The organism is Erythrobacter sp., from assembly GCF_030066995.1.
Taxonomy (GTDB): Bacteria; Pseudomonadota; Alphaproteobacteria; order Sphingomonadales; family Sphingomonadaceae; genus Erythrobacter.
Window position 1 is genome coordinate 630,208 of record NZ_JASJAP010000001.1, and the last position, 19,994, is coordinate 650,201.

Below are 19,994 nucleotides of genomic sequence, written 5' to 3' on the forward strand. Positions count from 1 at the left end.
CCGCGTCCCCGACTCACGTGTAATTGATTTAACTCAAATAGAAAACCCAGAGTGTCCAGTTAGATTTACACACCCCCTCTGCGAGCGAGTGTGTCAAGTTGGTTGACCCGGACGATTGACCGTCCCTGCGTCTCGATCAGCCCGATTTCGCGCAGCTCGGCGAACTGGCGGCTGACCGTTTCGATGGTCAGGCCCAAACTGTCCGCGATGTCGCGTCGGCTCATCGGCAAAACGAACTCGCAGCGCCCTTTCGTGCAGCCGCACAGCCGCTGCGCCATCGAGGTCAGAAACTCGGCAATCCGGTGGCCTGCGCTCTTGTGGCCAAGCTGCATCATGCGCGTGCGGCTGGCGTGCAGCGCCTGGATCGAGCTTGCGAGGGTCGAGCGGATGACCGCTGGATTGTCTTGGGCGATATCGAGGAACTGATCGGCAAAGAAAACGATCAACTGCGTGTCTTTGAGCGCAACGATCCTCAAATCGCCGTCCTCTTTGCGCAGGACCGAGACGATGTCGCCGGGAAAGTGGAAGGCAAGGACCTGATTCTTGCATAAGACTTTGGTCTTATGGCCCGCGTTCTGCGCGTCATCGCCCGGTGCAGGTGGCAGTTGCGCCACAAGCTTTGTCACCCCGCTTGCGATGAAGACAAGGCGGTCCTCGCGCGGATTTCCGGGCAGCGCGTCTCCCGCTGCGAGGCGGCGATACTGGCCGATCGCGCAGAGGCGATCGGCGATAACGGCGTCGCGCGCGCATTCCGGCAGCGCTGCGCGAAACAGCGCCATGCTGTCAAGTTCGGGTGTGAGTGCCGCGCTAGCCATGACCCGCTGTCTAGAGCGGGAGCAGGGCGGGGGTCTTTGATCCGGATCAACTTCGCGCTTTTTGATCCGGATCAATGATTGTTGCGCTGCGAAAAAACAAATGCACCGCCAACGGCAGTAAAAATCCTGGGTCGCGGAGGGCGGCCACTGCTGCCGTCAAAGGGATTGTGACTATGAAACTTGCACTCGCTACGGCTTGCGCGGCGCTTGCGCTGGCCAGTTCCCCAGCCCTTGCCCAGGGGAATGACACCGATCGTGAGGGAGACATCCAGGTCAAGCTGCTGGCAACGGCGGTTCTTCCGGACGGCTCGATCGATTCGATCAACGTCAATCTTGCCGGCCTCCCCGCCGATCTCGACACCGAAGCGAACGACAACGTTGTCCCCACGGTTGCGGTGGAATACTTCGTGACGGACAATTTCTCGATCGAGACGATCGCCGGTCTGACGCAACATGATGTCGATACAGTCGCGGGCCTCCCGGATGGCTCAGAGCTTGTCTCGGACGGGCTGCTCCTTCCCGCGACCGTCACCGGCAAGGGCCACTTCGATCTGGGCGGCGTGAAGCCCTATGTCGGCGCTGGCGTTGCCTATTTCATGTGGCTTGACGTCGAAACCGGCGCGGCGGCGGTTCCTCTGGGCGTCACGCGCACCGAACTCTCCGATGAATTCGGCTTCGTTCTGCAGGCGGGCTTTGATGTACCCGTCGGCGACAGCGGCCTGGGCGTTACCTTTGACGCCAAGCGCTACTTCATCGGCACGACCGCACAGTGGTTTGTCGGTGATACGCTCGCAATTGAAACCGAGCACGATCTGGATCCCTGGGTGCTGAGCGCGGGCGTAAGCTATCGCTTCTGAGCCCGTCGCCTCCCTGTTGGGGCGGCGTTTGAATGCGCCAAGGAAAGGCCGCTTCCCCGCGTAAGGGAAGCGGCCTTTTGGGTGTCTGACGCAGATGAGAGCCTTGCCTCTCCCACAAGGCCCTTCGTTCCCGTCAGACGGGCAGCGTTCGATCGATCCGGTAGTGGTGCACGCGCGTGGGCGGACCGCCTGCGCATGTGTCGCGGCATCGGCAATCTTGCGCGCTCAGCTCTCTGAAAAGCCGCTCGAACACTTCCTCGTACCAGGCAAAAAGACTGGCGGGCGGCTCGCGCCAGTCTGCGCTCCCGGCGCGATTGATCGAGAAGCGCCACGGCCCCTCGGCGCGGAAGTGGCCAGCGCCGGTGAAGGTCCAGGCGTGCTTCTTGATCGCCATCATCAACAGCCGCGCGGCAAGCGGCGCGGGCAGACGCCGCAGCAACCACGCGGCGGTCTTGGGGATGCGGTTGGCGATAATGTAATCGGCGGTGCGGCGCCCCGATTCCCGCACCAGGTCTTCGGCGCATTCGCCCTCGTACCGGGCGAGCGCGTGGTGAAGCTGCACCGCGTCGTCCTCCGGGATCATGGTCTGGCCCGAGGGAAGGCGCACCAGCCCGGCCTCGCGCAGAAGGCGCGCGGTGCGCGCCCAGCCCAAGCGCTCCTCCATCACCTGCGCCAATTGAAGGATGGCGTTGGGTCCGATCAGCGCGGGCGCTCGCGCGTCAAGCCCCTGATCAAGGCCTGTATCAAGCTCCCTATCGAGCGCCGCGTCGCTCTCGGCGATCAGCGGGCCTTCAATCCACATCGATCCGGTCCCTTTCGCGTTTCTCGGCCTTTCGCTCGGCCGCGCGTTCCTTCATCTGGGTGCGCACAGCCTCGCGCCGGGCGCGCGCCTGCGCCGCCTTGTCGGCGTTGGTCTGCCAGTCGGTGGCGGCGTCGGCGGCGACTTCGCGGCTCTCGTCGAAATGCCAGTCGAGCTGTTTCTTGGTCTGCGGGCCCCAATAGCCCGCTTTGCCCAGGTCGTAGAACGTGCGCTGGAAGCCCGCTTTCAGGAAGGCGTAAAGGCACCCAAGCAGATAGCGCCGTCGGAAGCCGGTGCCGCGCCACGGGTAATGGAACAGCGCCTTTTGCATGTAGAACCGGCGGTAATTCTTCATTACGCCATTGAGCAGCTCACCGCGCTCCATGGCGGCGGGTTTCATGATCGGGGTGACGAAGTTGTATTTGGAGAAATCGTGGATCTCGACCTGATCCTTGATCTCCTCGAACAAAGGCGTGAACGGCCAGGGTGTGTACATCGCCCAATTGGCCAGATCCGGCTGCCAGTCCCACGCCATCTTGTAGGTCTCTTCGAGCGTTTCCTCGGTTTCGTTGTCGAGCCCGACAATGAATTGCGCTTCGACGAAAATGTCGGCATCGCGCAGCAGTTTGATCGCCTGCTTGTTCTCCTCGACCTTGGTCTCCTTGTTGAAGCGGTCGAGCTTCATCTGCGCGGCAGCCTCTGTGCCAAGGCTCACATGGACAAGGCCTGCGCGGCGGTAGAAGGAGAGCAGCTCGCGATCGCGATAGATATCGGTGACGCGGGTGTTGATCCCCCACTTGACCTTTTCGGGCAGGCCGCGATCGATCAGCTCCTGGCAGAACTCGATGAACTTCTTGCGGTTGATCGTGGGTTCCTCGTCCGCGAGGATGAAAAAGCCGACGCCGTGGTTTTCGTGCAGGTCTTCGATCTCGTCGACCACGTCTTTGGGATCGCGAATGCGGTAGTCGCGCCAGAACTTCCATTGCGAACAGAACGAGCAGGTGAACGGGCACCCGCGCGCCAGGTTGGGGATGGCAACGCGCGTGTTCAGCGGCAGATAGGTGTAAAGGTTCCAGTCGAGCACATCCCAGTCGGGCTTGAGCAGCGACATGTCCTTGACCGTATCGGCAGCGGGGGTCGCGATGATCTTGTCGAGTTCGCGATAGGCCAGACCCTTGATTGCGCCCCGGTCGCGCGGCCAGCGCCCCTCTTCGATGGCGCTGAACAGCTCGACCGCGATCTCCTCGCCTTCGCCGCGCACGATCACGTCGATATGCGGCGCTTCGCTCAGCACCTGCTTGTACATGAAGGTCGCGTGCACCCCGCCCAGCACGCGCACGGCTTTGGGTACGGTCAAAGCGGCGATCTCGAGCACGCGCTCGGCGGCGTAGATCGAAGGCGTAATGGCGGTGGTGCCGACCACATCGGGCTTCAATTCGGCCATGCGCCGCTCAAGCTCTTCGTCGTCCACCTCCTCGGTCATCGCATCGATGAAGTGGATGTCGGTGAACCCGGCGCGTTTCAGAGGCCCCGCCAGGTAAGCGACCCAGGCGGGCGGCCAAGTGCCCGCAATCTCTGCGCCGCCGGAACGATAGTTGGGGTGAACGAAGAGTATGCGCATGGGCCCGGCTCCCTTGGGGCTGGTGACGTTTGTTCGATCCCAGCGCTAAAGGTGCCGGGCCGAGCCGCGCGGCGCATTGAGTTAGATCAAGTTGGAGCGCGCGGGTCAGTCGCCCAAAATTTGAACCGCGCTGTTCGCCGCGCTCAGCACCGCGCGAACGCTGGCGGTGGCGACGTCTTCGTCGATCCCGCAGCCCCAGATCACCCGGTCGCCCGACTGGCACATCAGATAGGCCGCAGCCCTTGCCTCGCGCCCGGTGCCGAGCGCGTGTTCGGTGTAGTCCAGCACTTTGAGGTCAAGGTCGAAGGCTTCTTCCAGGGTGGTCACCACGCTGGAGATGAGGCCGTTGCCTCGCCCCGACACACTTTGTTCGCCGCCATCGACCGCGATCTTGCCCGCAAACAGGCGCGTGCCGTCGGCTGCGCGGCTTTCCTCATAATCGACCAGCTGGAAATGCTTGTTGGGCGTCTGCACGTGATAGGTCCGCTTGAAGGCTTCCCAGATGTCCTCGGCGTTGAGTTCGCGGCCCTGTTCGTCGGCAAGGTTCTGCACCGCCCGGCTGAAATCGGCCTGCATGGCCTTGGGCAGTTTGAGGCCCTGATCCTTTTCGAGCACCCAGGCAAAGCCGCCTTTGCCGCTTTGCGAATTGACGCGGATCACCGCCTCGTAATTGCGCCCCAGGTCGGCCGGATCGATCGGCAGGTAGGGCACGCGCCAGCTTTCGTCGTTCTGGGTCTCGCGCGCCTCGAAGCCCTTCTTGATCGCGTCCTGATGGCTGCCCGAGAACGCGGTGTAGACCAGTTCGCCGCCATAGGGGTGGCGCTGGTGGACGGGCAAATCGTTGCAGTATTCGACCGTCTCGATCACGCGGTCGATATCGGAGAAGTCGAGCCCCGGATCGACCCCTTGCGTGTACAGGTTGAGCGCCATGGTCACGAGGCAGCAATTGCCCGTGCGCTCGCCATTGCCGAACAGGCATCCCTCGACCCGGTCCGCGCCCGCCATCAGGCCCAGTTCCGCTGCGGCAACGCCCGTGCCGCGATCGTTGTGGGTGTGCAAGGAGATCACCGCGCTCTCGCGACCCGGCAGATTGCGGCAGAAATACTCGATCTGATCGGCGTAGACGTTGGGCGTGGCCGCTTCGACCGTCGCCGGCAGGTTGAGGATGATGGGTTTCTCGGGCGTGGGAGCCAGAACCTCCATCACCGCGGCGCACACTTCGATCGAGAAATCGAGTTCGGCGGTGGAGAAAGTCTCAGGCGAATATTGAAAGGTCCAATCGGTCGCTGGTTGCTTCGCGGCCTCGTCGCGCATCACCTTGGCGCCCGCGACCGCGACCTCGCGCACTTCGCTCTTCGACATACGAAAGACGATATCGCGCCAGGCAGGAGAGACAGCGTTGTAAAGGTGCACAATGGCCGCCCGTGCCCCTTCCAGGCTTGCGAAACTGGTGCGGATCAGGTCTTCGCGCGCCTGGGTGAGCACCTGCACGGTCACGTCGTCGGGCACAGCGTCGGAGCGGACCAGCCCGGAGATGAAATCGAACTCGGTCGCGCCCGCGCTGGGAAAGCCGATCTCGATCTCCTTAACGCCCACCTCTATGAGCAGGTCGAAAAAGCGCTGTTTCTTTACCGCATCCATCGGATCGATGATCGACTGGTTGCCATCGCGAAGATCGGTTGAAAGCCAGCGCGGCGCGCTCTCGATCAGCGCTGCGGGCCATTGGCGGTCGGGCAGATCAACACGGCCGAAGGCGGCGTATTTGCGGGAAGGGTCTTTGAGCATGGGCATGGAATTTGACTTTAAGCTTGGCGTTATCGGGAAAAAGCGTTTCGCGGGGCCCTTGGAAGGTCGGCCCCCGCGCAAGCCACGCCAGAGCCTTCACCTCCAAGGGCGAATAAGTCGTAGGCTGAGGAGACCAAGCGTCGTCAAGGTTACGCGTCTTCGCTGATTCTTTCGCGCAGCGCAAGATCGCGAATGTAACCTATCGGCAAAGCGGTGCGAACTGGCGGGTGTTGCCGGGATACAGGCATCCCGGTTTCGCCAGAAACGAACCGTTTGAATTCCCCAGGAGGAGAAACCCCATGAAGACGTCCCTTATCGCCATTGCCCTTTTCACTGGCCTTGCCGCGTGCTCGGCCCCTGGCGACACCGCTCCGGCGAGCGAGACCGCCGCTGTCGAAGCGTCCGCTGAGACCCGTCTCTACCGCGATCTGGGTGGCGAGCCGTCCGGCCCCACCTACACCGAGACCAAGGGCGATACGCTCGCGGTCTCCGGCTACGACGTGGTGAGCTATTTCACCGATGAAGGCGTTCCGGTCGAAGGCGCGGAAGAATTCACCGTGCGCTATCAGGGCTATGATTATCGCTTTGCGAGCGCTGAGAACGCCGACACCTTTATCGCCGATCCCGACAAATACGCTCCGGCCTATGGCGGCTATTGCGCCTGGGCTATCGGTGCCAACGACGCGCTCGCGCCGGGTGATCCGAATGTCTACGAAATCGTCGACGGCACGCTCTATCTGAACTTCAATGAAGACGTGCAAGATCGCTGGGAAAGGGACATTCCCGGCTTCATCGCCAAGGGCGATGCAAACTACCCGACCCACTCGGCGGACGAACACTATCAGGACTGATCTTTGGCTGGCCTGACCATTAGCAGGGCTGATCGCCACCCCTGATCAGCCCCAGGCAAGACCCCGTCGCTTCCCCAAGCGGCGGGGTTTTCTGTTCACCCGCAGCGAATGTCGCGAATGATGCCATCGACGGCGATCATGACATTGAGCCTTGGGTGCGTGGGGTCGGGTTTGATATACTCGCCGCCCGGGGCGATGAAGCGAACCTCGGCGATATCGGCAGCGGCTTCCATGATTTCCGCGCGCGCCTCGGCGTCGGGTTGACGACCGATGAATTCGCCGAACCGGTTGGCGTTGCAAGCCGCCTTTGGATCGGTCGCAGTGCCGGGCGCGTAGTCGCTCGTCTGAACGTTCTCAAGCGGCTCAGCCACGGTGGGCGCGGCGATCGGCGGCGCGGCTTCGGCTGAGGCGGCTTCAGCTGTGGCGGTCGGGGGCGTCTCGCCGTTGATGCGCGCGGCGAACTCTTCGGCCTCGCTGGTCGCCGGCCTTGTGTCCTCAGCAGCATCGCTGCAGGCGGTAAGAGCGAGAAGCGCGGTGGCGCAAAGAGCGCAAAACGGTTTCATGATCTATCCCGTTACGATTGGGGTTGCGAAGAGAAAGCCTAAAGAGACATTTTGGTGTCAGCTTGATGACACAAAGCCAGGTGCGTCGGGGCGCCGGCGCAAACGATCGCGCGAAAGCTGGTCCACGCGGGTTACACCCATCAGCCGCATGCCACGCTCGATCTCGTCCTTGAGCAGCCCCAACGCGCGCTCGACGCCCGCCTGTCCCGCCGCCGCCAGAGCGTAGAGGTAGAGCCGCCCTCCGCTGGCCGCGCTCGCCCCGGTGCAAAGCGCTTTCAAAGCGTGCGTTCCGCGCCGCACGCCGCCATCGCAGATGATCTCGATGTCACCGCCCACGGCATCGACGACCTCTTCCAATTGGTCGAAGGGCGCGCGGCTGCCGTCGAGCTGACGCCCGCCGTGGTTCGAGAGCATGATCGCGTCGGCGCCGATTTCGACCGCGCGGCGCGCGTCGGCGACGCTCATCACGCCTTTGAGGACGAAAGGTCCGCCCCACTGCTCGCGGATCGCAGCGGCGGTGGACCAGTCCATCGAGGTGTCCAGCATGGTGTTGAAGTATTCGGCAATGCTCATCGCCTGCGAGGAGCCTTCGCTGACATGCGTGTCGAGATTGGGCAGGCGAAACGTCTCGCGCAGCACATAATCCAGCGTCCATCGGGGCCGCGTTGCGTAGCTCCACACGCTGGCGGGCGTGAAGCGGGGAGGGGTGGTGAAGCCGGAGCGCAGACACCGCTCGCGCTTGCCCGACACAATCGTGTCGACGGTGAGCGCCAGCGCGTCGAAGCCCGCCGCCTGGCAGCGCTCGATCATATGGGTGTTGAGCCCCTTGTCCTTGTGGACGTAGAGCTGGAACAGCTTGGGGCCGCTCGTGAGCGCTGCGATCTCTTCGATCGAGCGTGTCGCAAGGCTGGAGATACCGAACCACAGCCCGAATTTGTCTGCCGCCTTGGCCACCGCCGTCTCACCCTGCCAGTGAAACGCGCGCTGCACCGCGGTTGGCGAGAGCATCAGGGGAAGGGCGCTTTGACGGCCGAGGATTGTGCATGACGTGTCGATCTCTTCCACCCCGGCGAGCACGTCGGGCACCAGATCGACGGTTTCGTAAGCGAGCGTGTTGCGCGCCTTGGTCCGCTCATCGTCCGCGGCCCCGTCAATATAGTCGAACACGGGGAAGGGCAGACGCCTTTTTGCCAGGGTCCGGAAATCCTCGATATTGTGGCAGTCGGCAAGGCGCATGATCGCGTCGCGCTCTGACCGATTGCACTCCCAAAGTCGAGCCCTGCCACGCCGAGACCCTCCTGCGCTGATCGAACGGCAAAAAATCTTTGTGTGCCCCTGTCACCAATCCGGCGGAGCCAGCGAACTGAGAGATGTGCGCGGCTGCCGGGCTGTTTCGCGATGGGTGTCAAGCCAGCCTTCCCCTTCTGGCTCATCCCCCTGACGACAACCCCGCTCATCGCCCGCCTTCCGGTGGTCGCCGCACGCCCTCAATTCGATCTCATCCCCAGGAGAACCCCCGAATGAAAATGCGCACTCTGTTGCTGGTGGCCTCTGCCTTTGCAGCGCCTCTGGCTTTCACGGCCGCCCCGGCCCACGCCGATGGCGGTGTCTATGTCGGCGTCGAAGGCGAGAACATCGCGGTCGGCGGCTATGATACGGTCAGCTACTTTGAAGGCGACGGCGTTCCGGTTAAAGGCGACGCCCGTTTCACGGTCGAGCATGACGGTGCGGAATGGCGCTTTGCGAGCCAGGAAAACGCGGATGCGTTCAAGGCCGATCCCGATGCCTACGCCCCGCAATATGGCGGGCACTGCGCGTGGGCGCTGGGCGCCAATGGTCGCCTCGCGCCGGGTGATCCCACGGTCTACAAAATCGTCGATGGCAAGCTCTATCTGAACTTCAACAAGCAGGTTCAGCAAATGTGGCTGAAGGACATCGCCGGCTTCATCGCCAAGGCAAACCTCGCCTGGACCGCCATCCCTAGCGGTCAGCGCTTTGGTTGAACGCGCTCTCTCACCCCTCCGATTTTTTAAAGGACACACTCATGACCAAACCCGTTTCCCTCGCGCGGCTGATGATGGTCGCCGGCGGCCTTGCTGTGACCAGCGCTGCGGCTCCCGCTTTCGCAAGCGCCCAATGCGCGCCCGCGGTCTGCACCCTCGAATCGTGCACAGCCAAGGATTGCGAAGCGTGCGGCGCCTGCTCGGCGTGCGACGCTTCGGCCTGCGCGGCTGCGTGCGACGCCAGCGCCTGCGCAGCGAGCGCTTGCGCAGCGGCCAGCGATAAGTGCGCGGTAGCCGCCTGCGCCCCGGCGGCGTGCGAAGCGGCCTGTGAAGCGGTCGCCAAGGCTGCTGCGTGCGGCGCGGACGGCTGCTCGGCGAGCCCTTGCGAGGCCGAAGGTTGCGCACCGGATGCCTGACGGTGCGTGCTCGGGTGTGGCCGGGGGGAACGCTCCTCCTAGTTGACCCCCGGTCACATCCTTTTCAGGCAACAACAAGAAAGGCCCCGCACGCGCCAAGCGCCTGCGGGGCCTTTTGTGTCTAGGGACTGCGCGCGGGTGCGCGCCCGGGGAGCGTGCTGCCTTATTCCTGCCGTTCAAAGGCGACGCTGATCTCCAGCTCAACCTCATCGCTGACGAGAGGAATGCCATAATTGACCCCGAACTCCGACCGCAGGATCGTGGTTTCGGCCTCAAAGCCGACGGTTTCCTTGTTGTTGTAAGGGTTCACGCCCGCGCCGACGAATTCCGCTTCGAGCGTGACGGGCCGCGTGATGCCGTTGATCGTCAGATTGCCCGTGATCTCGGCGGTCATCTCATCGACGGCGATCCCGGTGGAGACAAAGCGCGCGGCGGCGGGATCGGGTCCGAAGAAGTCTGGGCTTGCGCCATCCTTGCCCGCGCGCAGCAAATGGTCGGTCAGCTGAGCGTTTGCGGTGGTGACGCTGGCGATCGGGATGGTGACATCGACCTTGGCGCCCTCCAGATTGTCCGGATCAAGCTCAAGCGTGCCCGACACATCGCCAAAGATCCCGAAATATTCGTTGAACCCGAAATGGCTGACTTCGAACTCGACCAGCGAGTGCAAGGGGTCGGCTGCGTAGGTCCCCGCCGTGACGCGTGCCGGATCGGGCGCACCGGGAACCTGGGGCGGATCCTGCGCGAATATGGCGGGCGCGGCGGCGAAGCCAAGGCCGACGGCGAGCCCTGCGGCGGCACCGGTCGAAAGAGCGAGGCGGCGCAAACTCCTGGTCATGATCAAACGTCCCTTGCTAAAGGTTAGCTGTGTCCATCCAACCGAGCGCCGCTGCGCTGGTTCCCCGGACGCTGGGCGAACCGCCCTCAGCAGGCCGGGCCCGACCCCGTCTGACGCGCGACGAGAGCGGCGTAGGTGTATCGTTGCTGCGGCGCATCGGCGGGACAGGGGACGTAGTTCGGGTCTTGCGGCAGGCAGCCTGCGCCGCAGATCAGGATCGCGGTCGGCCCGGTCGCGTCGACCCGCCAAAAGCGTCCTCCGGGGGTCGCGACATAGCCGTCCATCCCGCTTGCCGCGTCGCTTTGAAGGTCGAGGATGGAAGGCACTTCGCTGTCGTAGCGGCGATTGAACGATCCGTGGGTGTGAAAGCTGGCCACCGGTCGCATGCCGGGCTCATCGAAATAGGCGATACCGCAGCTCGCCTCATCCCCTTCGCGCGGAGGGGAGGCGCCGAGCGTCCCGTCGCTGCGTTCGAACACAATTCCGCACAGCTCGATGTCACCGGCGAAGCTGGCGGCTTGCAGCGCGATCAGCTGATCGCGCGCGAACTCCTGCACCTCGCCCTGCGAGACGGTGATGACGAAGTCGGAGGCGTCCTTGCGGGCCAGGTAGGCGCGCGCGACAATCCCCGCCCAGACGAGGGCAATCAGGATGAAGGCAAAGTGTGTGGCGCGAGGCGACATGGCGTGCGGCCCCTAGGCTGTGCGCAGCCCCGCGCGCAACAGTTCAGTTCTTCGACTTGTCGACCAGCTTGTTCGCGCCGATCCACGGCATCATCGCCCGCAGATCCGCGCCGGTCTTCTCGATCGGGTGCGCAGCGGCGGCCTTGCGCGCGGCCTTCAGTTCAGGCTGGCCCGCACGGTTGTCGAGGACGAAGTTCTTGACGAAGCGCCCGGCCTGAATGTCGGCCAGAACGCGCTTCATCTCGGACTTGGTTTCATCGGTGATGATGCGCGGGCCGGTGGTGATGTCGCCATATTCCGCGGTGTTCGAGATCGAATAACGCATGTTCGCGATCCCACCCTCGTAAAGCAGATCGACGATCAGCTTGGTTTCGTGAAGGCACTCGAAATAGGCCATTTCGGGCGCGTATCCGGCTTCGGTGAGCGTTTCGAAACCCGCCTGGATCAGGTGCGTGATCCCGCCGCACAAAACCGCCTGTTCGCCGAACAGATCGGTCTCGCACTCTTCCTTGAAGTTGGTCTCGATGATGCCCGAACGGCCACCGCCGACACCTGAAGCATAGGCGAGGGCAACGTCGTGCGCCGCGCCGCTCGCATCCTGATGGACCGCGATCAGGCACGGCACGCCGCCGCCGCGCTGGTATTCGCTGCGCACCGTGTGGCCCGGGCCCTTGGGCGCGATCATGATGACGTCGATGTCCTTGGGCGGTTCAATGAGGCCGAAATGGACGTTGAGCCCATGCGCAAAGGCAAGCGCGCTGCCCGGCTTCATATTGCCCGCCAGGTCGTTCTCCCAGATCGCGGCCTGATGCTCGTCTGGCGCAAGGATCATGAGGATGTCGGCCCACTTCGCCGCTTCGGTGTTGGCGAGCACCTTGAAGCCTGCATCCTTCGCCTTCGTGGCGCTCGACGAGCCTTCGCGCAGCGCAATCGCGACCTCGGCCACACCGCTGTCGCGCAGGTTCTGCGCGTGCGCGTGGCCTTGCGAGCCATAGCCGAGAATGGCGATTTTCTTCGACTTGATCAGGCCGAGATCAGCGTCGGCGTCGTAATAGACCTTCATGGGGTTTCCCTCTAATTTTCGATGTTTATTAAACGCTTTTGAGGCCGCGCATCATGCCGACGACGCCGGAGCGCCCGACACTCACAAGGCCCAGCTCGCGCATCAGCGCGATGAAACTGTCGATTTTGTCCGGCGCGCCGGTTAGTTCGAAGACGAAGCTTTGCGTCGTCGTGTCGACCACCTTGGCGCGAAACAGCTCGGCGATACGCAGGGCTTCGACACGCATCTCGCCTTTGCCGGCCACCTTGATCAGCGCGAGCTCGCGCTCGACATGCGGGCCCGCGGCGGTGAGATCCACGACCTTGTGCACGGGCACGAGCCGTTCAAGCTGCGTCTCGATCTGGTCGATCACCTGCGGGGGGCCATTGGTGACGATGGTGATGCGGCTGACGGCGTGGTCGTCGGAAATGTCGGCGACGGTCAGGCTGTCGATGTTATAGCCGCGCGCGGTGAACAGCCCGGTGATCTTCGCAAGGATGCCCGGCTCGTTATCGACTGTAACGGCGAGGACGTGGCGTTCGCTGGCGGCGGTGGCGATTTTCATGAAATGTGCTCAGCAAGACTGGCGGATCCGATAAGGAACCCTTTATCCCTGAAGGAGATGTTTGCGGAGATAGACTTGCCAGATTGCAACTCCGCCAATGTCGACTCTTCATTGCGAGGAGTTACGGATACTCGGTCAAACTTGCGGCCTTCAGAACTGAACTGCTTATCGAGGACAACGATCATTTCGGAGGCCTCGATCTGTTCGGTCGTCCCTATCATTTTACAAGAGCCATTTTCGTCGAGAAATGACCAGGGGTCTGACACGGTCAGCATGACTTTCCTCATCACACCAGCGCTTTCGCTTCGTCGTCCATCGTGCCGTCCACGCGGTCGCCGTAGAGGATCATGTCGGTGTGCGCCGCTCCCGACGGGATCATTGGCAGGCAGTTCGCATCGGACGCAACGCAGCAATCGACGATGACAGGGCCGTCGTGCTCCATCATCGCAAGGATACCGGCGTCGAGATCCTCGGGCCGCTCAATGCGGATGCCCTTCCAGCCATAGGCTTCGGCCAGCGCGACGAAATCGGGCAGGCTGTCGGAATAGCTGTTCGAATAGCGGCTCTCATAGGTCAGTTCCTGCCACTGGCGGACCATGCCCATATATTCGTTGTTGAGGATGAAGACCTTCACCGGCAGGCGGTATTGCGAGGCGGTGCCCAGCTCCTGAATGTTCATCTGGATGCTGGCTTCACCGGCAATGTCGATCACCAGCGCATCGGGGCAACCCAGCTGCGCGCCGATCGCGGCGGGCATGCCGTAGCCCATGGTGCCGAGCCCGCCGGAAGTGAGCCATTTGTTGGGGCTTTCAAAGCCGTAATACTGCGCGGCCCACATCTGGTGCTGGCCGACCTCGGTCGAGACGATCGGCTCCTTGTGCCTGGTCAGCGCGTGGAGCCGCTCGATCGCCCTTTGCGGCATGATCATGTCGGGGTGCTTGGCGGATTTCTCGGGGTAGGCGAGACATTCGCGCGCGCGCCAACCGGCGATGCGGGCTTTCCACTCACCCAGGTCTTGCGGCTTGCGCTCGCCCCAGGCGGCGATCAATTGCCCCAGCACCGCGGCGCAATCGCCGACAATGCCCAGATCAACCGGTACCGTCTTGTTGATCGAGGAACGGTCGATATCGATGTGGATCTTCTTGGAGTCCGGCGAAAACGCGTCGAGGCGCCCGGTCACCCGGTCATCGAAACGCGCGCCGATGCAGACCATCACGTCGCAGCGGTTCATCGCCATGTTGGCCTCATAAGTGCCGTGCATCCCCAGCATGCCGAGGAAATCGGGATGCGTGGAGGGAAAGCAGCCAAGGCCCATGAGCGTCGAAGTGATCGGAGACTGGGTCAGGTCCTGAAACTGGCGCAAAAGCTCGCTCGCCTCAGGGCCGGAATTGATGACGCCGCCGCCTGTATAAAGGATCGGGCGCTCGGCGTTTGCAATCATCTCGAGCGCCTCGGCGATCTGCTCGGCGCTCGCGACCATTTGCGGGGCGTAGCGGTGAGTGGCTGTGAGCTTGGACGCGCGGCTTTGCGAAGGCACCGCGATCTGGACGTCCTTGGGGATGTCGATGACCACCGGGCCGGGGCGCCCGGTGGTGGCGATGCGGAAGGCTTCTTCGATCGTCGCGGCAAGATCGGCGGGGTCCTTCACAAGGTAATTGTGCTTGGTGCAGTGGCGCGTGATGCCGATCGTGTCGGCTTCCTGAAACGCGTCGGTTCCGATGAGGCTGGTGGGCACCTGGCCCGTCAGCACGATCATCGGGATCGAATCCATATACGCATCGGCAATCGCGGTGACCGCGTTGGTTGCGCCCGGGCCCGATGTCACCAGCACCACGCCCGGCTTGCCCGTCGCGCGCGCGTAACCTTCGGCGGCGTGCCCAGCGCCCGCTTCGTGGCGCACGAGGATGTGGCGAATGCGCTCGTCGCCAAACAGCTCATCGTAGATCGGCAGGACCGCGCCGCCGGGATAGCCGAAGACGAACTCGACACCCTGATCGATAAGACCCTGAACCAGAATGGCGGCACCCGAGGGCTGTGACACGCTGCTCTCCAAAACCAATTGACCGACAAACAAAAAAGGCCCGACGCAGATATTCGCATCAGGCCAATCAAAACGCTTCTCTTGGAAATCGCCTAGATCAACCTGCACCTCGTACGGTAAGCACAATAATCATGATCGAAGGCCCTTTTCCTTTCGTGACAGTGGCAAGGCTTAAACGCTTCTCCGAACAAATCCAACCCGCAAGATCGCGGACGCGGATTGCTGGAACAGCGCCTCGATATGAATCATATTCTATTGCGTCAACCGTTAATCGGGTAATAATCCTGCGAAATATGCATCCAGATCGATATTTTCCGATTCCAAGTCAGTGGTGAGACGCGGCCAGTCGGGGTCGGTCTGACGCCGGAACCAGGTGTACTGACGCTTGGCGTAGTTGCGCGTCGCCTGCGCGCCCGCCTCGATCACCTCTTCGCGGGGCCTGTCTTCAAGCAGGAATTCGGTGATCTCCGGCACGCCGATCGCGCGCATCACGGGCAGGTCTGGATCAAGTTCGCGATCCAGCAGCGCCTGAACCTCGTCGAGCGCGCCTTCCTCCAGCATCGCCTCGAAGCGCGCGTCGCAGCGCGCGTAGAGCCAGTCGCGCGGCGGCAGCAGGATTAGCGGAAAAAGCGCGATCTCCTCGCCGATGCCGCCGGTCTTGGCCATGTGCCAGTCGCTCAGCGTCACTCCGGTCGAGCGTTTGACCTCCAGAGCGCGCGCGATGCGCTGGCTATCGGTGGGCTCCAGCAGGGTTGCGCGTTCCGGATCTTCGATCATCAGCGCTTCGTAGGCGGTCTCCACGGGCAGGGCGCGCACGACGCGGCGCACTTCCGGCTCGATTTCGGGAATGGGTGCGATGCCTTCGAGCAGCACCTTGATATACATCCCCGTCCCGCCAACCAGGATCGGGACCGCCCCGTTTTCGTGGCATTGGGCGATCTCTTCGCGGGCAACTTCCGCCCAGCGCGCCGCCGAGCACGCGACCGATCCGTCCCACGCGCCGAACAGGCGGTGTTCGATCCCGTCCATTTCCTCTTCGGTTGGGCGCGCGGAGAGAACGGCGAGATCGGAATAGACCTGCGCGCTGTCCGCGTTGATGACGACGGCCTTTGCGCCCTTCGCCTCGATCGCCTTGGCGAGGGTTACGGCAAGCGTACTCTTGCCGCTCGCGGTCGGCCCTGCGATGAGCGCGACCGGACGCTCGGGCTTTTGGTCTGGCGTTGAATTTTCAGGAGACGAAGTGGTGCTCATAGCCCGGCTGATAGCAGAGCCTCGACGAGTTAGAACATGGCAACGCTACATCAAACGTAGAAAAGTCATGCAACGTCTCTCGACTTCTATAAGCGGTATGGGCCCGATCGAATTTTATCCAGAGATTTCCGGGCGGGACGGTAATCTGTTTGCTCTCGAGTTTGGGTACTCGTACCTAGGCGTCGCTCGCAACATCCTCGACAAGCATTTCTCTGGTCATGACTGGCTTTTGACCCAAGGGGAACCGCTCTGCCCCAATCTTCTAGTTTCCGACATGGATTCGACCATGATCGGGCAGGAATGCATCGATGAACTGGCCGACTACGCCGGGATCAAGCCGCAGATCGCGCAGATTACCGAGCGCGCCATGCAAGGCGAAATCGACTTCGAGGCCGCCCTGCGTGAGCGCGTGGCGTTGCTGGCTGGCCTTGAGGAAAGCGCGATCGATCGCTGCCTTGCCGAACGCATCCGTCCCAATCCCGGCGCGCGCGAGCTCATCCAGACGCTCAAGGCCAAGGGTACACGCACCGTACTTGTCACCGGCGGTTTTCACCATTTTGCCGACCGGGTCGGCGAACAGATAGGTTTTGACCGGGTGGTCGGAAACCGGCTCGAGGTGAAGGGCGGCGTGCTGACCGGACGTCTGGAAGGCGCGGTCAGCGACGCGGGCACCAAGCGCCGCGTACTGGTCGAGGAAACGGCGGCTCTGGGCGCGGGTGCGGTGAGCCTTGGCATTGGCGATGGGGCGAACGACGTACCGATGATCGAGGCGGCGACCTATGGCTTTGCCTACAGGGCCAAGCCCAAGGCGCGCGAAGCGGCGGACGGGCTGATCGAAAGCGGCGATCTGGGCAACATTCTGCCTCTGCTGGGTCTTGATCGGGCGGAGTGATCCCGCGCCAATCGGCGCATTCAAAAAAAGCATTTTGATTTCGAACCGAGATGCGCTATTTACACTTGTGTAAGTAAGGAGCGGTAGGAACTTCCTACTCTCAGTCATATCGTTCTAGCCGATCGTAAGGTACGCCCCATGGCCATCAAAGACTACAGCGCGATCACCGCCGCAGACGGCGTGGTCCTGCGCCATCCCGACCGCCCCGAGCCGCGTTACATGCCGCTTCGGGCGTGGAAGAATTTCCGCCTGCTGATGAAGGACAAGGAGGACACGAGCCTCGTCTTCAAGATCTACGAATCGCTGCCGTCGAGCGGCTTCATGCCGCGGGTCGAGAAGCTTGCTCTGTCCGAGCGCGGGGCGATGCTGCGCGCGACCGAACCGAACCTGCCCGAAATCCTCGACGACCACGACGCGCTGCGCAGGACGCCCAAGGGCAGTCTCGCGCACGCCTATTGCGACTTCATGGAAAGCGAAGGGCTGACCGCCGCCGGTCTTGTGGCCGAAGCCGAGAGCCTCGGGCGCGCCAAATACGACGATGTGGTTCAGTGGTTTGCCGAACGCTCGCGCGACACCCACGATCTCTTCCACGTGCTCACCGGCTATGGCCGCGACGCGCTGGGCGAGCAGTGCGTCCTGCTGTTCACGCACGGTCAGAGCCCGACACACGGGCACCTGCTCATCGGTTACGCGGGCTCGGTCAACATCAAGCTTCAGGTAAAGGGTAGCAAGGCCCCGGTCATGGCCGCGGTCAACGAGGCCAAGCGCACCGGTCGCGGTGCGCCGCCGCTGATCGAGCAGCCGATCCGCGAGCTTTTGCGCCAGCCGGTCGAGGACGTGCGCGCCGCGCTCAATATCCCTGAGCCGACAATGTACCGCGAATGCCACCGCGTGTGGCGCTCGGAGGGCATTGATCCCTACAATCTGCTGGCGACCGAGGACTCTTCGGACGAAGCGCTGGCCGCTTAAGGCAGGCTCAAAGCCAGCTGGCGATCTGGCTCAGCGGCTTTTTCTTGAGCGCGTGCGCAGGCACGCTTGCGTCTTCGCTCGGGTGGCCGACCACGAGGATCATCACCGGCTTTTCCCATTCCGGTCGCCCGCATGCCTCGCGCAGGAAGCCCATGGGCGAGGGCGTGTGCGTCAACGTTGCCAGCCCCGCTTCGTGCAGGCACGCGATCAGCATCCCGCACGCGATCCCCACGCTTTCGTTGACGTAATAGTTCTGCGTCTGGCCGTCTTCTTCGATCCCGCCTTTGCGCTGCGCGAACACGACAATGAGGTAAGGCGCGGTTTCGAGGAAGGGCTTGTCCGCATCGGTGCCAAGCTCGCGAAGCGCGCCGAGCCACTCCTCGCTGGCCTTGGGTGCATCGCCGTCCTGGCCATAGAAGCGCCGTTCTTCGGCTTCGGCGGCCTGCCGGATGGCGCGCTTTTTCTCCGCCGAATGGACAACCGCGAAGTGCCAGGGCTGGTGATTGGCGCCGTTGGGCGCGGTTCCGGCTGCCTCGATCGCGGCCTCGATGACTTCGCGCGGCACGCTTGCATCGGAGAAATATCGGCAGGTCCGCCGCTTCTTGAGGCTGTCGCGCACGCGCCTTGCCCGAGCGATGCTCTGTGCGTCGGAAAGCGGCTCTAACGAATAGGGGACGGTGTCGTGATCGCGCATGGCACCTGCGCTATCGGGCACGCGCGCCGCTTTGTGAAGGGCGCTGTCGGTGCGTCACGTTGGTGCGGGCGTTGCGGCAGGCTTCATGCGCTTGATGGTGAAGGCCGCGATGGAAATGGCGATCACCACAAGTCCCGCCGCAAGAAGATACGGCGCGCCCGGAAAGTACACCCCCTTGTCATCGGCGAAGGCGCCAAAGGTCGCCGTCATCATCAGCGGGCCGATCACGCTGGTGATGCTCATCGCGCTTGCGACCGCACCTTGCAACTCGCCCTGCGCGTCTTCGGCGATACGCGCGCTCATCATCTGCTGGATCGCGGGAAAGGTCAGCCCGCCAAGCCCGCCAAACAGGATTCCGACGATCATCATCCAGCTGACATCGGCAAAGGCGAAGAGATAATAGGCGGGAAACGACAGCAGGAAGCCAAGCATCGCCGTGCGCGCCGGGCCGATCTTCGCGATGACCGGGCCGGTCAATCCGCCCTGAACCGCCGCGATGATGATGCCGAACAGCGCGACGCTGAAGCCGATGTCGCGCTCGCTCCAGTTGAACATCAGCTGGGTGTGATAGGACCACACCGACATCTGCGCTTGCCCGGCCAACTGCATGAAGAAGATCACCGCAATAAAGCCGATCACAACCGGGTTGCGGCTCATCTGGATCAGCGTGCCCAGCGGGTTGGCGCGCGCGAGGGTGAAGGCGCGGCGACGCTCGCGCGGAAGCGTTTCCTTGAGGATGAAATAGCCCAGTGCGGCGCCGGCGATGGCAAGAGCGCCCGCGGCAAAGAAGGGCAGACGCACGCCGTATTCGCCAAGGATCCCGCCGATCGCGGGGCCGATCACAAAGCCGCTTCCGCCCGCCGCCCCCATGATCCCGAAGAATTTGCCCCGCTCCTCGGCGCTTGCGACATCGGCGATGCATGAATTGGCCGCGGCCCAACTGGCGCCCATGACGCCCGACAGGATGCGGCCGATGAACAGCCACGTAAGGTCGGGAGCCAGCGCCATGATCAGATAGTCGATGCCGAGGATAAACAGCGTGATCAGCAACACCGGGCGGCGGCCATAGCGATCCGACAACCCGCCGATGACCGGCGCGAAAAGAAACTGCATGAGCGCGTAGGCGAACAGCAGCCAGCCCCCGATCTGCGCCGTGCGATCAAGGCTTTCGCCGGTCAGATCTTCCAGCAGACCCGGCAGCACAGGCACGATCAGCCCGATGCCCATCATGTCGATAAAGACGATGAGCGCGACGAATATCAGCGTGGAGGTCTGGGCCGGTCCGGTCATGCTCACCTATCGCCAAACATTC

At 63.0% G+C, this 19,994-nt stretch carries 21 protein-coding genes; 6 read left to right on the forward strand and 15 right to left on the reverse strand.

The features are described from left to right. Positions 1-65: 65 nt before the first annotated feature. Positions 66-815 (reverse strand): helix-turn-helix domain-containing protein, encoded by a 750-nt coding sequence (locus tag QNI87_RS03000; RefSeq protein ID WP_300593741.1) that lies wholly within the window; start codon positions 813-815, stop codon positions 66-68. Positions 816-988: 173 nt separating this feature from the next. Here QNI87_RS03000 and QNI87_RS03005 point away from each other — a divergent pair, with 173 nt between their 5' ends. Continuing rightward, positions 989-1,672 carry an OmpW family outer membrane protein gene (locus QNI87_RS03005; RefSeq protein WP_300593744.1) on the forward strand — a complete coding sequence of 228 codons (684 nt, stop codon included), beginning with the start codon at positions 989-991 and terminating at the stop codon, positions 1,670-1,672. Between the two features lie 133 nt (positions 1,673-1,805). On the opposite strand, the gene bchJ is transcribed toward QNI87_RS03005, so the two are convergent. The 3 genes from bchJ to leuA all read right to left on the reverse strand — a co-directional run bounded on the left by bchJ (position 1,806) and on the right by leuA (position 5,883). Beyond that, entirely contained in the window at positions 1,806-2,474 is a 669-nt protein-coding gene (bchJ, locus tag QNI87_RS03010) for a bacteriochlorophyll 4-vinyl reductase (RefSeq protein ID WP_300593747.1), read from the reverse strand. Further along, positions 2,464-4,092, reverse strand: coding sequence for a magnesium-protoporphyrin IX monomethyl ester anaerobic oxidative cyclase (gene bchE / locus QNI87_RS03015; protein ID WP_300593750.1), 1,629 nt, complete (start codon positions 4,090-4,092; stop codon positions 2,464-2,466). The genes bchJ and bchE overlap by 11 nt, the downstream gene beginning before the upstream one ends. A 105-nt stretch (positions 4,093-4,197) precedes the next feature. Continuing rightward, positions 4,198-5,883, reverse strand: coding sequence for a 2-isopropylmalate synthase (leuA, locus tag QNI87_RS03020; protein WP_300593753.1), 1,686 nt, complete (start codon positions 5,881-5,883; stop codon positions 4,198-4,200). Between the two features lie 293 nt (positions 5,884-6,176). Here leuA and QNI87_RS03025 point away from each other — a divergent pair, with 293 nt between their 5' ends. After that, positions 6,177-6,728: a YHS domain-containing (seleno)protein gene (locus tag QNI87_RS03025; protein ID WP_300593756.1), complete on the forward strand. Its 552-nt coding sequence runs from the start codon at positions 6,177-6,179 to the stop codon at positions 6,726-6,728. Positions 6,729-6,823: 95 nt separating this feature from the next. Here the strand turns inward: QNI87_RS03025 and QNI87_RS03030 are convergent, their stop codons facing one another. Both QNI87_RS03030 and QNI87_RS03035 read right to left on the reverse strand, forming a co-directional pair. Beyond that, entirely contained in the window at positions 6,824-7,291 is a 468-nt protein-coding gene (locus QNI87_RS03030; protein ID WP_300593761.1) for a hypothetical protein, read from the reverse strand. A gap of 57 nt (positions 7,292-7,348) precedes the next feature. Further along, positions 7,349-8,527 (reverse strand): alpha-hydroxy acid oxidase, encoded by a 1,179-nt coding sequence (locus QNI87_RS03035; protein ID WP_300593764.1) that lies wholly within the window; start codon positions 8,525-8,527, stop codon positions 7,349-7,351. A 284-nt stretch (positions 8,528-8,811) separates the two neighbouring features. On the opposite strand from QNI87_RS03035, the gene QNI87_RS03040 reads away from it, so the two are divergent. After that, on the forward strand, positions 8,812-9,294 hold the full coding sequence (locus QNI87_RS03040) for a YHS domain-containing (seleno)protein (RefSeq protein ID WP_300593767.1): 483 nt from the start codon (positions 8,812-8,814) through the stop codon (positions 9,292-9,294). A 41-nt stretch (positions 9,295-9,335) separates the two neighbouring features. Further along, a complete protein-coding gene (locus QNI87_RS03045; protein WP_300593770.1) occupies positions 9,336-9,710 on the forward strand; it encodes a hypothetical protein in 375 nt (124 codons plus the stop codon). 163 nt (positions 9,711-9,873) lie between these two features. Here the strand turns inward: QNI87_RS03045 and QNI87_RS03050 are convergent, their stop codons facing one another. The 7 genes from QNI87_RS03050 to miaA form a co-directional block, all read right to left on the reverse strand. Then, positions 9,874-10,545 (reverse strand): YceI family protein, encoded by a 672-nt coding sequence (locus QNI87_RS03050; protein ID WP_300593773.1) that lies wholly within the window; start codon positions 10,543-10,545, stop codon positions 9,874-9,876. 86 nt (positions 10,546-10,631) lie between these two features. Further along, a complete protein-coding gene (locus QNI87_RS03055) occupies positions 10,632-11,228 on the reverse strand; it encodes a DUF4329 domain-containing protein (RefSeq protein WP_300593776.1) in 597 nt (198 codons plus the stop codon). Positions 11,229-11,271: 43 nt separating this feature from the next. Then, the gene (gene ilvC / locus QNI87_RS03060) at positions 11,272-12,291 is read right to left on the reverse strand and encodes a ketol-acid reductoisomerase (RefSeq protein ID WP_300593779.1); all 1,020 of its coding nucleotides are present in this window, start codon (positions 12,289-12,291) and stop codon (positions 11,272-11,274) included. Positions 12,292-12,319: 28 nt separating this feature from the next. Next, positions 12,320-12,835, reverse strand: coding sequence for an acetolactate synthase small subunit (gene ilvN, locus QNI87_RS03065; RefSeq protein WP_300593782.1), 516 nt, complete (start codon positions 12,833-12,835; stop codon positions 12,320-12,322). After that, the gene (locus tag QNI87_RS03070; protein WP_300593785.1) at positions 12,832-13,110 is read right to left on the reverse strand and encodes a hypothetical protein; all 279 of its coding nucleotides are present in this window, start codon (positions 13,108-13,110) and stop codon (positions 12,832-12,834) included. Before QNI87_RS03070 ends, ilvN begins: the two co-directional genes overlap by 4 nt. Before the next feature lie 11 nt (positions 13,111-13,121). Further along, positions 13,122-14,876 (reverse strand): biosynthetic-type acetolactate synthase large subunit, encoded by a 1,755-nt coding sequence (ilvB, locus tag QNI87_RS03075; protein ID WP_300593788.1) that lies wholly within the window; start codon positions 14,874-14,876, stop codon positions 13,122-13,124. A 267-nt stretch (positions 14,877-15,143) separates the two neighbouring features. Beyond that, the gene (gene miaA / locus QNI87_RS03080; RefSeq protein WP_300593791.1) at positions 15,144-16,127 is read right to left on the reverse strand and encodes a tRNA (adenosine(37)-N6)-dimethylallyltransferase MiaA; all 984 of its coding nucleotides are present in this window, start codon (positions 16,125-16,127) and stop codon (positions 15,144-15,146) included. A 67-nt stretch (positions 16,128-16,194) separates the two neighbouring features. Here miaA and serB point away from each other — a divergent pair, with 67 nt between their 5' ends. Together serB and QNI87_RS03090 are read left to right on the forward strand one after the other, a co-directional pair. Next, entirely contained in the window at positions 16,195-17,019 is an 825-nt protein-coding gene (serB, locus tag QNI87_RS03085) for a phosphoserine phosphatase SerB (protein WP_300593794.1), read from the forward strand. A 138-nt stretch (positions 17,020-17,157) separates the two neighbouring features. Further along, positions 17,158-17,988: a Coq4 family protein gene (locus tag QNI87_RS03090; RefSeq protein ID WP_300593797.1), complete on the forward strand. Its 831-nt coding sequence runs from the start codon at positions 17,158-17,160 to the stop codon at positions 17,986-17,988. Positions 17,989-17,995: 7 nt separating this feature from the next. On the opposite strand, the gene QNI87_RS03095 is transcribed toward QNI87_RS03090, so the two are convergent. Continuing rightward, positions 17,996-18,682 (reverse strand): nitroreductase family protein, encoded by a 687-nt coding sequence (locus QNI87_RS03095; RefSeq protein ID WP_300595296.1) that lies wholly within the window; start codon positions 18,680-18,682, stop codon positions 17,996-17,998. A gap of 54 nt (positions 18,683-18,736) precedes the next feature. Further along, entirely contained in the window at positions 18,737-19,972 is a 1,236-nt protein-coding gene (locus tag QNI87_RS03100; protein WP_300593800.1) for a TCR/Tet family MFS transporter, read from the reverse strand. Positions 19,973-19,994 lie beyond the last annotated feature (22 nt).

Coding starts and splice junctions, on each gene's coding strand:
- QNI87_RS03000 (WP_300593741.1), bottom strand. CDS start 815: ATGGCTAGCGCGGCACTCACACCCGAACTTGACAGCATGGCGCTGTTT.
- QNI87_RS03005 (WP_300593744.1), top strand. CDS start 989: ATGAAACTTGCACTCGCTACGGCTTGCGCGGCGCTTGCGCTGGCCAGT.
- bchJ (WP_300593747.1), bottom strand. CDS start 2,474: ATGTGGATTGAAGGCCCGCTGATCGCCGAGAGCGACGCGGCGCTCGAT.
- bchE (WP_300593750.1), bottom strand. CDS start 4,092: ATGCGCATACTCTTCGTTCACCCCAACTATCGTTCCGGCGGCGCAGAG.
- leuA (WP_300593753.1), bottom strand. CDS start 5,883: ATGCCCATGCTCAAAGACCCTTCCCGCAAATACGCCGCCTTCGGCCGT.
- QNI87_RS03025 (WP_300593756.1), top strand. CDS start 6,177: ATGAAGACGTCCCTTATCGCCATTGCCCTTTTCACTGGCCTTGCCGCG.
- QNI87_RS03030 (WP_300593761.1), bottom strand. CDS start 7,291: ATGAAACCGTTTTGCGCTCTTTGCGCCACCGCGCTTCTCGCTCTTACC.
- QNI87_RS03035 (WP_300593764.1), bottom strand. CDS start 8,527: ATGCGCCTTGCCGACTGCCACAATATCGAGGATTTCCGGACCCTGGCA.
- QNI87_RS03040 (WP_300593767.1), top strand. CDS start 8,812: ATGAAAATGCGCACTCTGTTGCTGGTGGCCTCTGCCTTTGCAGCGCCT.
- QNI87_RS03045 (WP_300593770.1), top strand. CDS start 9,336: ATGACCAAACCCGTTTCCCTCGCGCGGCTGATGATGGTCGCCGGCGGC.
- QNI87_RS03050 (WP_300593773.1), bottom strand. CDS start 10,545: ATGACCAGGAGTTTGCGCCGCCTCGCTCTTTCGACCGGTGCCGCCGCA.
- QNI87_RS03055 (WP_300593776.1), bottom strand. CDS start 11,228: ATGTCGCCTCGCGCCACACACTTTGCCTTCATCCTGATTGCCCTCGTC.
- ilvC (WP_300593779.1), bottom strand. CDS start 12,291: ATGAAGGTCTATTACGACGCCGACGCTGATCTCGGCCTGATCAAGTCG.
- ilvN (WP_300593782.1), bottom strand. CDS start 12,835: ATGAAAATCGCCACCGCCGCCAGCGAACGCCACGTCCTCGCCGTTACA.
- QNI87_RS03070 (WP_300593785.1), bottom strand. CDS start 13,110: ATGCTGACCGTGTCAGACCCCTGGTCATTTCTCGACGAAAATGGCTCT.
- miaA (WP_300593791.1), bottom strand. CDS start 16,127: ATGAGCACCACTTCGTCTCCTGAAAATTCAACGCCAGACCAAAAGCCC.
- serB (WP_300593794.1), top strand. CDS start 16,195: ATGCAACGTCTCTCGACTTCTATAAGCGGTATGGGCCCGATCGAATTT.
- QNI87_RS03090 (WP_300593797.1), top strand. CDS start 17,158: ATGGCCATCAAAGACTACAGCGCGATCACCGCCGCAGACGGCGTGGTC.
- QNI87_RS03095 (WP_300595296.1), bottom strand. CDS start 18,682: ATGCGCGATCACGACACCGTCCCCTATTCGTTAGAGCCGCTTTCCGAC.
- QNI87_RS03100 (WP_300593800.1), bottom strand. CDS start 19,972: ATGACCGGACCGGCCCAGACCTCCACGCTGATATTCGTCGCGCTCATC.